Source organism: Paenibacillus forsythiae T98, from assembly GCF_000520735.1.
In the GTDB taxonomy this organism is placed as follows: Bacteria; Bacillota; Bacilli; order Paenibacillales; family Paenibacillaceae; genus Paenibacillus_AQ; species Paenibacillus_AQ forsythiae.
Genome location: NZ_ASSC01000027.1, coordinates 1 through 9,879, shown reverse-complemented (window position 1 = coordinate 9,879; position 9,879 = coordinate 1). Strand labels below are relative to the sequence as shown.

Genomic DNA, 9,879 nt, shown 5'->3' with positions numbered 1-9,879 from the left:
GGCGGTTATCCTGCCCATGCTGTGGACGGTAAGCTATGCAACGCTGCTCGTTATGGGGATGGGAACAGCGCTGTTTATCCCGCTGTACATGCTGCCGATGGTTTCCACAAGCTTTGATCTGATGGGCGAAAGCGAGGAGAGCGCCGGCAAGCGCGTCGAGCTGGTTGTGCTCCGCGAGCTGTCGCTGATGACCGGCCGGCTTGCGGGGACATTTGTGTTTATCGCCATCCTGTCGGTCAGCGCCGCACCGCGCACCGTTACCTTGCTGCTGCTGGGCCTTGGAGCCGCCCCGCTCGGAAGCTGGCTCTTTCTGCGGCGGATGCTGCGCAGGGAATCGCTGCCGGAGCATTCCTGAACCGCAGCAGACCTGGGCCGCCGCCGATTCATCGGCATAAACGAACAGCCGTCTTCCCGGCCGCTATGACAGAGGGACGGCTGTTTGGTTTGGATTTAGCTTGGATTTTAAAAGCAGGCGCCTATTTGTTCTTCAGCAGATCACGGATTTCAGTCAGCAGCAGCTCCTCGCGCGTCGGTGCGGGATCGGCTTTGACGGTTTCCTCACGCTTCCGCTTGAATGTTCCGGCAAGCTTGACGAACATAAACAGCGAAAAGGCGATAATAAAAAAGTCGACCACGCTTTGGAGGAACATGCCGTATTTCAGCACCGTGTCGCCGTGCGGATATTCCAGACTTTTCAGATCAATGCCGCCGATCAATAGTCCGACCACCGGCATGATAATGTCGTTCACAAGTGAAGCCACGATTTTGCCGAAGGCGCCCCCGATCACAACGGCGAAAGCAAGATCAAGCACATTTCCTTTCAGCGCAAAGCTTTTGAATTCTTTCCACATCGCAGTGAATCTCTCCTTGTAAAATAAATAATCGCTTGCTCCATTATGACAAACATCACGGGAAGCTTCAATACCGGAGGCTCGATGCTCGCGGTCAGTCAGGTTCACCCGAATTTCTCTTGGGGCTTAGGTCCGAATATTGCAGGGTCCGCTTGCGAAATTTGGCACATAAACCGCAGCGGAAGCGGCATACTAAGCGTGGTTGAACTATTCAGAGGAAAGGAATGAATAAGAATGCAATCCACGCAAATGCAACCTTTGAGCACGAAAGAACTGGAGTATATCGCCGACTCCATTTCCAATGAAGACTTGCTGATCAAGCAGTATGCCGCAACAGCCGGAGTTACGCAAAATCAAACGGTCCGCCAAATCTGTGAGCAGCAAATCCAAAACCACAGCCATCACATGGGGGCGCTGATCCAACTGCTTCAGCAGCATCAGCAGTACGCGCCGACCCAGCCGCAATAAAGGAACCGCTTCGCATGGCTTAAGCGCAGGCTTCCCAAGCGTATCATCACAAAGCATGCTTCCGAAGCCATTCTTCACACCACTTTTAGGAGGTCAAAGACGTGTACTCACAAAACGTAAATGCATTTATGCAAGACGAGGATCTGTTGAATATTATCCTTGCCGATTTGAAACGGACCGTCCGGGAATATACGACAGCAGCCACCGAGTCCGCATGTCCGTCGGTTCGCCGCACCTTCAATGATCTGACCGGGGATACCCTTCGTCTTCAAGGCGAGCTGTTCACGCAAATGTCGCAACTGAATATGTACAAGACTCCTTCGAAGGCGCTCCGTCAGGAGCTGGACAAACAAATCCAGAACGCGCATCAGACCCAGCAAAAATCCCAGCAGTTCATTCAGCAAAAGCTCGGCGGCCAGGGCGTGTACGCACAGGCCCCGAATGTATCGGAGCATCAGGCTAACGTGCATAACGCTTACTACATGTAACTCAGACAAGAAGAAAGCGTCCGTTCTTTGCCGTTTCCGGTTAAAGAGCGGACGCTTTCCGGCTGAGAGGGAGAACCGAAGGCTTTTTGCGTCCCTCCTTCCGGTTCGGGTCAGACCGGTACACTTCCCCGCTGAATGGCGGGGTTATTTTTGTTTGCAGATATGACCTTTTCATGTCATATTAATAATAAACTCTTATGAAACCAATTCTTTCGCCGGGGCGCCGACAGCGGCGCGCTCCCGGCGAGAATCCCGGAGGGAAGTCATGGAACAAGTGAATGAGCTGAAGAGAAAAATTCTGGAGCTGCTCAAAGAAGATGCCAGAAGAACCCCGGAGCTTTTGGCGACGCTGCTTGGAGCGGAAGAAGAAGAAGTGAAGACTGCGATCGGGCAGATGGAGAAAGAGCACGTAATCGTTAAATACGCGACCGTGGTCAATTGGGATAAAGTGGACGACGAGCGGGTTACGGCCCTGATCGAGGTGCAGATTACACCCGAGCGCGGACGCGGCTTTGAGGGCATCGCCGAACGGATTTATCTCTATCCCCAGGTGAAGTCGGTTTATCTGATGTCCGGCGCCTATGACCTGCTGGTGGAAGTGGAGGGACGCAATCTGCGCGAGGTGGCGAACTTTGTCTCCGAGAAGCTGTCTCCCATCGATTCCGTACTGTCAACCAAGACGAATTTCACCCTCAAAAAATATAAACAGGACGGGATTATTTTTGAAGATCACGAAGAAGACAACCGTCTGATGATCTCCCCGTAAAGGAAGAGATGAGAATATATGATTACGAATAAAACCCAGCCTGCCGGAGAACAGAGCAAGTCGATGTCTTCCTATCTGTCCCCGCTGGTTCAGCAGATTCAGCCGTCGGGCATCCGCAGATTTTTCGACCTGGCCGCAGGGAGTAAGGATATCATCTCTCTAGGGGTGGGCGAGCCGGATTTCAAGACGCCGTGGCATGTCAGGGAAGCCTGCGTCTACTCGCTCGAACGCGGATTTACCGGATACACCTCCAACGCGGGAATGCCGGAGCTGCGCGAGGGAATCGCTGACTATCTGCATACCCGCTTTGACCTGAACTATGATCCCGACAAGCAGATTATCACCACCGTAGGCGGCAGCGAAGCGATTGATCTTGCCCTTCGGGCGCTGATATCGCCGGGAGACGAAATCTTGATTCCCGAGCCGTGCTATATTTCATATTCTCCGATTACTTCGATCGGCGGCGGGGTTCCCGTCGGCATCGAGACATTCGGCAAGGACCGGTTCAAGCTGACGGCTGAAGGGCTGGAGGCTAGAATTACGCCGCGGTCCAAAATTCTGATTCTGTGCTACCCGAGCAACCCGACGGGAGCGATCATGAGCCGGGAAGACTGGGAGCCTATCGCCAAGGTGGTGGAGAAGCATGACCTGATCGTCATCTCCGACGAAATCTATGCCGAGCTGACCTACGGCTGCAATCATGTCAGCTTCGCTTCTCTTCCGGGAATGATGGACCGCACGATTCTCGTCAGCGGCTTTTCCAAGGCGTTTGCCATGACGGGATGGCGGATGGGCTATGCCTGCGGGCATCCCGATTTGATCTCGGCCATGCTCAAAATTCACCAGTACACCGTAATGTGCGCCCCTTCCATGGGCCAGGTAGCAGCGCTTGAGGCGTTGACGAACGGCATGGAGGAAAAAGACCGGATGGTCGATTCCTATAACCAGCGGCGCAGATTGATCGTCAAGGGCTTGCGGGAGGCTGGGCTGGAATGCCACGAGCCGCAGGGCGCGTTCTACGCCTTTCCGAGCATTGCCGGAACCGGGCTGACTTCCGACGAATTTGCCCAGCGTCTGCTCCGTGAATTCAGGGTGGCGGCCGTGCCGGGAAGCGTGTTCGGACTCGGCGGCGAAGGCTATTTGCGGTGCTCCTACGCGACTTCCGTAAGCCAATTAAATGAAGCGCTCGAACGAATCGGCACATTTGTCGCGCTTTTAAAGAAAGAAAAGGGGAATAATGAATAATTATGTAAAAAATTCGTATGAAAATTATTGTTATTCAATGAAAATATTAAGAAAATGATAGCAAATATTTTTGTCATATGGTATAATATTACTCTCGATACAGTTTATTTATATAATTTGGAGCTTCGGCAACCGGGCTTTATGTCTTGCCGTGCTTTAGAGCCATTCCGGGAACCAGGCTCGATAATTGTCAGACTGCATATAATATAGGAGCGATATTGCCAAGGCAGAAATAGGAAGTAGCTGCGCTCCATATAACTTTTTGGGGGGATGATGGGTGCTTTGTACCGATTACTATCTATGTTTTGGCGCGAAGCGTCTCCCGGAAAGCGGAAAAGCTTTCGCCAGAGATGATGCCGCCTCGTGCAGCCTTACCCTGGAAGAGGAGATCCACGTACTCCGGAGACGAATGGAGCAGTTGTTTATGCAGGAGAAGTCGCTCACCTCGGATAACGTGGTGGAAATCAGCAGCAAGCTGGATTTGAAGATCAACGAGTATATGAAAAGGCGTTCCCGCAATAAATGACGGGAGCGGCGGCGAGGGTCCTTTGGACCCTCTTTTTGTTTGAGGAGCTTCTCGCCTGCCTGTAATACGCGGCAAGCCGGATGGAAAGATGAGACGCCCCTTACAAGCCGAAGCGAATATGGTACAGTAGTAATGCATGAAATGATAGAAGCCGGGAGGGACGATGGGTTGAGCGGAGGACGGAGGATACGCGGTTACGCCGTACTGGCGGTGCTGATCGCGCTGGTTGCGGTGCTGTCGGGCTGCGGCGGGAAAGACGCCAATACGGTAACGGTCTTTTTGATGGGACCGAATGGAGCGCCGGATGGCATGGCCGAGCAGCTGAAGGAGAAGCTTGCAGCGAGCTTGGGACAGGATCTGAAGGTGGAATTTAATGTGTCGCCTATCTACAATGACCAGAAACTGCTGCTGGAATACGCGGGGGCGATGAATGATATTATTATTTTGCCCAAGCAGGACATGCTGGATTACGGGAAGCAGGGCTCCAATGTTCCGCTCGATGACTATTTTAACAAGAGTAATTACGCTGACGGGGTGTTCGAGGGAGGCGTGGAGCGAAAATCCGGGGATGAGCAGACAGAGCTGAAGCAGGAGACGCATTTATACGGCATCCCTGTATCAAGCCTGAAGCTGTTCAAGGATGCCGGGTACACGCCGGAGGGCCTGTTCGTTACAATACCGGCTTCCGCCCGAAATGCCGAGCGGAGCGTTCAGGTTATCCGGGCAATGATGAAATAAAGCGGAGGGATGCGAAAATGGCGATTTATACGCGAACGGGCGACCGGGGCGAGACGTCGGTCATCGGCGGCCGGGTCTTCAAGGATGATCTCCGTATTGAAGCCTACGGTACGATTGACGAGCTGAACGGCTTTGTGGGACAGGCGCGCAGCATGATGGAGGACGAACGATTTGCCGATGTCCGAGAGCAGCTGCTGGAGATTCAGCATGAGCTGTTTGATTGCGGCTCTGATCTGGCTTATGTGAAGCAGGACGAAGGAAAATACAAGGTAACCGGCGAAATGGCGGAGCGGCTGGAACGGTGGATCGATTCGTTGCAGGCGGAGAACCCGCCGATTGAGCGGTTTATTTTGCCGGGCGGCAGCGGACTGGCCTCTGTGCTGCATGTCTGCCGGACCGTATGCCGACGCGCCGAACGCCGGACCGTATCGCTTGGCCGCAGCACAGAGATCAACGGGGAGACGGTGGCGTACTTGAACAGGCTTTCGGATTACTTCTTCGCGCTCGCTAGAACGGCCAATACGCGGGTGGGAGTAGACGATGTGGAATATATCCGCAGCGCCAAGGTGTTCCGGACTTAAGATGACGACGTACTATCCGCCCATCGCCTACACTGTTCCTGCCGAAGAAGAGGGCATGCTGCTCAAAACCATTCTGCAAAAGCGGATGGACGTCTCCCGCAAGCTGCTGTCCCGCCTGAAACTGACCGAGCACGGAATTACCCTGAACGGGGAAAGAGTCTATATCAGCGTATATGTCCGCGCCGGCGATCTTGTAGAGATCCGGATGGAGACGGAGACCTCGAAGGATATTTTGCCGCAGCCGATCCCGCTGGACATTCTGTATGAAGACGGGCATCTGCTCGTGGTCAACAAGCCGGCGGGGATGATTGTTCATCCCACCCACGGCCATTATACCGATACGCTGGCCAACGGGGTCGTGTATTATTGGGCGCAGAAAAAAGAGCGCTACCGCTTCCGGCCCGTTCACCGTCTGGATCAGGAAACGTCCGGCGTGCTCGCCATCGCGAAAAATCCGTACAGCCATCAGCATATTTCAGAGCAGATGCTGAGGGGGAGCGTGGACAAGCGCTATGTCGCGCTCGTTCACGGGGCGCCTGTGCCGGAGAGCGGAGACATCGACGGTCCGATCGACCGCGATCCGCTAGAGCCGCATCGGCGGATTGTGACGCCGGACGGATATCCGTCGCTGACCCGGTACGAGGTGAAGGAACGGTATCCTTCCGGCTCAAGGGTCGAGCTGAAGCTCTTTACCGGCCGTACGCACCAGATTCGGGTGCATATGACCTCCATCGGCACGCCGCTGATCGGAGACCGGATGTACCGGCATCCGGCATACGATGCGGCAGGGTCCGGGGCGGAGCCTGCCAAGGCCGCCAAGCTGGCGGAGGTGTCGGCGCTGGACGCCGCGATCGGCCGCCAGGCGCTGCACGCGGCGCGGCTCACCTTCGCCCATCCGATTCTCCGCCGGGAAATGACGTTTGAGGCGCCGCTTCCCCCGGATATGGCGGAGCTGGAGGCGAGGCTGAGGCAGGAGCAAGCGACGAAGCAAATCTAAACTAATCAGACTGGATCGAAGGAGAATCGTATTCATGAGTCAATTGATCGTCTACCACTATCCGAAATGCAGCACCTGCCGGAATGCCGTGAAATGGCTGAAGGAGCAGGGACATGACCTGGAGCTTCGTCATATCGTAGAGCAGACTCCGGGCGTTGATGAATTAAGTGAACTGGTCGCTGCAAGCGGCCTTGAGCTCAAGAAGTTCTTCAATACGAGCGGCGAGGTCTACAAGCGGGAGAATTTAAAGGAGAAGCTGCCGAACCTCAGCGAGCGCGAACAGCTGGAGCTGCTGGCCGGGGAAGGGAAGCTGATCAAGCGCCCCATTGTCAAATTGGGAGACAAGGTTACGGTGGGTTTCAAGGAAGATGACTTCTGCCGGATCTGGGAAAACGAGTAAGTTCTTAAAGAGGAGGTAAATGGTAAATGGGCATGAGTGCAGAAGCTGGAGGCAGAGTAATGATTGTGGACGGTATGGCGCTGCTGTTCAGGGCCTATTATGCTACCGCCTACGGAGGCTATATCCGCAAGACGAGCGGCGGTCTGCCAACCAATGCCGTTTACGGCTTTTTGCAATATTTCTTCGACGCTGTCCAGGCTTTTGAGCCTTCCCATGTCGTATGCTGCTGGGATATGGGCAAAAGCACGTTCCGCACCGAAAAATTTGACGGCTATAAATCGAACCGCGGAGAGCCTCCGCTGGAGCTGATCCCGCAGTTCGATCTCGTTAAAGAGGTGGTCGCGGAGCTGGGCGTGCCGAATGTGGGTATTCCGGGCTACGAGGCTGACGATTGCATTGGAACGCTGGCTTCCTGCTTCAGGGAAGAGTCGGAGGTATATATTCTGACCGGGGATCATGATATGCTCCAATTGGTCACCGACCAGGTTCGTGTCGTTATCATGAAAAAAGGCCGGTCCAACTATAAAGTGTACGATCCGGCGGCCCTGCTAGAGGAAAAAGGGCTCACCCCCTCCCAGGTCGTCGACCTGAAAGGATTTATGGGCGATACGAGCGACAATTATCCCGGTGTCCGGGGAATCGGCGAGAAGACGGCGCTTAAGCTGCTGGCCGAATACCGGACGGTGGAGGGCGTAATCGAAAATTTGCACCTGCTGCCCAAGGGCGTGCGGGCCAAGATCGAAGCCGATCTCGACATGCTGCATCTGTCACGGGAGCTGGCCGAGATCCGCTGCGATGTTCCGCTGGCCTGCACCCTGACCGAATGTGTGTGGGAAGTGCGGCAAGAGCCGGCGGCGCGCAAGTTCAAGGAGCTGGAGTTCGGAAGCCTGATGTACCTGATCCCGGCTGTGCAGGAAGAGGAGCGGGGAGACGGAATTGTAGAGATTAAGCTGCCGGATTGACAAGGCAACGGGTCCGGAGCGGGCTCCGTGAAGGCCGATCCGTTCGCATAATCGGATTCAAAAGCGAAGAAGACTGTTCTAGAGGGCGCACGCTCTTTGGAGCAGTCTTCTTTGTGTCCGGGAGGGGGAGGTGTCCGCATTGGGCTGAAGCGGCTCAGAATGAGACTGGGGGCGGTCAGCTTGTCGTCATCTGTCCGCCGTTGACGTGGATCGTCTGGCCCGTAATATAGGAGCCGTCGTCCGAAGCGAGCAGAACATAGACCGGGGCAAGCTCGTATGGCTGGCCCGCGCGCTTCATCGGCGTGTCGGCGCCAAGCGTGTTGACGGCCTCCGGCGGCTGTGTCGCCACATTGAGCGGGGTCCAGAACGGACCGGGGGCAACGGCGTTGACCCGGATGCCCTTATCCGCCAGATTATTGGCAAGGGCGCGGGTGAAGCTGACGATGGCTCCCTTGGTAGAGGAATAGTCGATCAGATTGTCCCTGCCGATATAGGCGTTGACCGAGGCGGTATTTACAATGCTGCTTCCCGCAGGCATATGCGGCAGCGCCGCTGTTGTCATATGAAAAAAGGAAATAATATTCGTATCGAACGTCATTCGCAGCTGTTCTTCTGTAATATCCAAATAATTGTCCCGGACAAACTGGACTCCTGAATTGTTTACCAGAATATCGAGCTGCCCAAAGCATTCGAGCGTCATACGGACGGCTTGCTTACACGCTTCCTTCCGCCTCAAATCTCCGGGGATCAGCAGGCAGCGGCGGCCCAGCCGGGTTACGGCGTCTCTCGTCTCCACGGCGTCCTGATGCTCGCACAGATAAGCGATTGTAACATCTGCGCCCTCTTTGGCGAAGGCTACCGCGACCGCGCGGCCGATACCGCTGTCCCCTCCGCTGATCAGGGCGGTCTTGCCCAGAAGCTTGCCGCTGCCCTTGTAATTCGGATTATCGTAAATGGGCCTTGGCACCATCAGAAATTCGAGACCCGGCTGCCTGTATTGACGCTGCGGCGGAAAGGTTAGCGGCACCTGCCTGCACTGCACCTCCGACCCGAAATACGGAATTTGTGGATTCATATGAAGTCCTCTCTTACACGGTTTTGCACCCAGTATATTCCATTCCCGGGGCGGAGGTGCCCAGATTGGCAGAGCAAGAGGGAGCCCTGAGCGAATCTGGGATGCTTGGACAGAATTGGGCTGCCGAAGTCTGATCTTTATCCATGCCAAGCGCTTGTCATTCGTTCGGCGGACAAAGTATAATAGGAAACGGAGATTGTTTGCGCACTGAAAGCGTATTCATTATTTAAAGGGGGAAACCGGCAAGTGAAATTATTGGGTGCGATTGAAGCTGGAGGAACGAAGTTTGTATGTGGAATAGGGCATGAGGACGGAAGCATTATCGACCGGGTCAGCTTTCCTACGACTCATCCGGAAGAGACGATGGCGCAAGTATTCCAATATTTTGAAGGTAAAAATGTTGAAGCGATCGGCATTGGTTCATTCGGGCCGATTGATCCGGTGCTTGGAAGCCCGACATACGGCTATGTTACGACGACGCCAAAGCCTTACTGGAGCCAGTACAATCTGGTTGGCGCGGTCCGTGAAAAAATTGATGTGCCCATCGGCTTTGATACCGATGTCAACGGCGCCGCTCTTGGCGAGCATACCTGGGGTGCCGCGCAGGGCCTGGACAGCTGTCTGTACATAACGGTAGGAACGGGAATCGGGGCGGGCGCCGTCGTGGGCGGCAAGCTGATTCACGGTCTGTCCCATCCGGAAATGGGACATATTTATGTCCGCCGCCATCCGGAAGACACCTTCGCAGGAACATGTCCGTTCCACGGAGATTGCTTCGAGGG

13 protein-coding genes and 1 pseudogene are annotated in these 9,879 nt (G+C 54.9%); 12 read left to right on the top strand and 2 right to left on the bottom strand.

Going from position 1 to position 9,879, the window contains the following annotated elements; all coding sequences use genetic code 11:
• Positions 1-355, top strand: a pseudogene (locus L692_RS32280) (MFS transporter); the annotation flags it as partial.
• Positions 356-476: 121 nt separating this feature from the next.
• Here L692_RS32280 and mscL read toward each other — a convergent pair.
• Positions 477-851, bottom strand: a complete 375-nt coding sequence (gene mscL, locus L692_RS0101125; protein ID WP_025696420.1) for a large-conductance mechanosensitive channel protein MscL — start codon at positions 849-851, stop codon at positions 477-479.
• Between the two features lie 234 nt (positions 852-1,085).
• Here mscL and L692_RS0101120 point away from each other — a divergent pair, with 234 nt between their 5' ends.
• From L692_RS0101120 to L692_RS0101075, 10 genes are all read left to right on the top strand, one after another.
• Positions 1,086-1,319, top strand: coding sequence for a hypothetical protein (locus tag L692_RS0101120; protein WP_025696418.1), 234 nt, complete (start codon positions 1,086-1,088; stop codon positions 1,317-1,319).
• 101 nt (positions 1,320-1,420) lie between these two features.
• The gene (locus L692_RS0101115) at positions 1,421-1,807 is read left to right on the top strand and encodes a spore coat protein (RefSeq protein WP_025696416.1); all 387 of its coding nucleotides are present in this window, start codon (positions 1,421-1,423) and stop codon (positions 1,805-1,807) included.
• Between the two features lie 265 nt (positions 1,808-2,072).
• A complete protein-coding gene (locus L692_RS0101110; RefSeq protein WP_025696414.1) occupies positions 2,073-2,573 on the top strand; it encodes an Lrp/AsnC family transcriptional regulator in 501 nt (166 codons plus the stop codon).
• Positions 2,574-2,591: 18 nt separating this feature from the next.
• Positions 2,592-3,818: an aminotransferase class I/II-fold pyridoxal phosphate-dependent enzyme gene (locus tag L692_RS0101105; RefSeq protein ID WP_025696413.1), complete on the top strand. Its 1,227-nt coding sequence runs from the start codon at positions 2,592-2,594 to the stop codon at positions 3,816-3,818.
• 277 nt (positions 3,819-4,095) lie between these two features.
• Complete coding sequence (locus tag L692_RS31575) at positions 4,096-4,344, top strand: aspartyl-phosphate phosphatase Spo0E family protein (RefSeq protein ID WP_025696412.1); 249 nt, start codon at positions 4,096-4,098, stop codon at positions 4,342-4,344.
• Between the two features lie 168 nt (positions 4,345-4,512).
• Entirely contained in the window at positions 4,513-5,082 is a 570-nt protein-coding gene (locus L692_RS0101095; RefSeq protein WP_051503420.1) for a type 2 periplasmic-binding domain-containing protein, read from the top strand.
• A gap of 17 nt (positions 5,083-5,099) precedes the next feature.
• Positions 5,100-5,663, top strand: coding sequence for a cob(I)yrinic acid a,c-diamide adenosyltransferase (locus L692_RS0101090; RefSeq protein WP_025696408.1), 564 nt, complete (start codon positions 5,100-5,102; stop codon positions 5,661-5,663).
• A gap of 1 nt (position 5,664) precedes the next feature.
• Positions 5,665-6,660, top strand: coding sequence for an RluA family pseudouridine synthase (locus L692_RS0101085; protein ID WP_025696406.1), 996 nt, complete (start codon positions 5,665-5,667; stop codon positions 6,658-6,660).
• 34 nt (positions 6,661-6,694) lie between these two features.
• Positions 6,695-7,060 carry an arsenate reductase family protein gene (locus tag L692_RS0101080; protein ID WP_025696404.1) on the top strand — a complete coding sequence of 122 codons (366 nt, stop codon included), beginning with the start codon at positions 6,695-6,697 and terminating at the stop codon, positions 7,058-7,060.
• 32 nt (positions 7,061-7,092) lie between these two features.
• Positions 7,093-8,022 carry a 5'-3' exonuclease gene (locus L692_RS0101075; RefSeq protein ID WP_025696402.1) on the top strand — a complete coding sequence of 310 codons (930 nt, stop codon included), beginning with the start codon at positions 7,093-7,095 and terminating at the stop codon, positions 8,020-8,022.
• 175 nt (positions 8,023-8,197) lie between these two features.
• Here L692_RS0101075 and L692_RS0101070 read toward each other — a convergent pair whose 3' ends face one another.
• Positions 8,198-9,097 (bottom strand): SDR family oxidoreductase, encoded by a 900-nt coding sequence (locus L692_RS0101070; RefSeq protein WP_025696400.1) that lies wholly within the window; start codon positions 9,095-9,097, stop codon positions 8,198-8,200.
• 246 nt (positions 9,098-9,343) lie between these two features.
• Here L692_RS0101070 and L692_RS0101065 point away from each other — a divergent pair.
• On the top strand, positions 9,344-9,879 hold a 536-nt coding region (locus L692_RS0101065; protein WP_025696399.1), incomplete at its 3' end, for an ROK family protein.

Bases quoted from the DNA above. Each gene is read 5' to 3' on its own strand.
- L692_RS0101120 (WP_025696418.1), top strand. From the start codon at position 1,086: ATGCAATCCACGCAAATGCAACCTTTGAGCACGAAAGAACTGGAGTAT.
- mscL (WP_025696420.1), bottom strand. From the start codon at position 851: ATGTGGAAAGAATTCAAAAGCTTTGCGCTGAAAGGAAATGTGCTTGAT.
- L692_RS0101090 (WP_025696408.1), top strand. From the start codon at position 5,100: ATGGCGATTTATACGCGAACGGGCGACCGGGGCGAGACGTCGGTCATC.
- L692_RS0101070 (WP_025696400.1), bottom strand. From the start codon at position 9,097: ATGAATCCACAAATTCCGTATTTCGGGTCGGAGGTGCAGTGCAGGCAG.
- L692_RS0101085 (WP_025696406.1), top strand. From the start codon at position 5,665: ATGACGACGTACTATCCGCCCATCGCCTACACTGTTCCTGCCGAAGAA.
- L692_RS0101105 (WP_025696413.1), top strand. From the start codon at position 2,592: ATGATTACGAATAAAACCCAGCCTGCCGGAGAACAGAGCAAGTCGATG.
- L692_RS0101080 (WP_025696404.1), top strand. From the start codon at position 6,695: ATGAGTCAATTGATCGTCTACCACTATCCGAAATGCAGCACCTGCCGG.
- L692_RS0101075 (WP_025696402.1), top strand. From the start codon at position 7,093: ATGAGTGCAGAAGCTGGAGGCAGAGTAATGATTGTGGACGGTATGGCG.
- L692_RS0101110 (WP_025696414.1), top strand. From the start codon at position 2,073: ATGGAACAAGTGAATGAGCTGAAGAGAAAAATTCTGGAGCTGCTCAAA.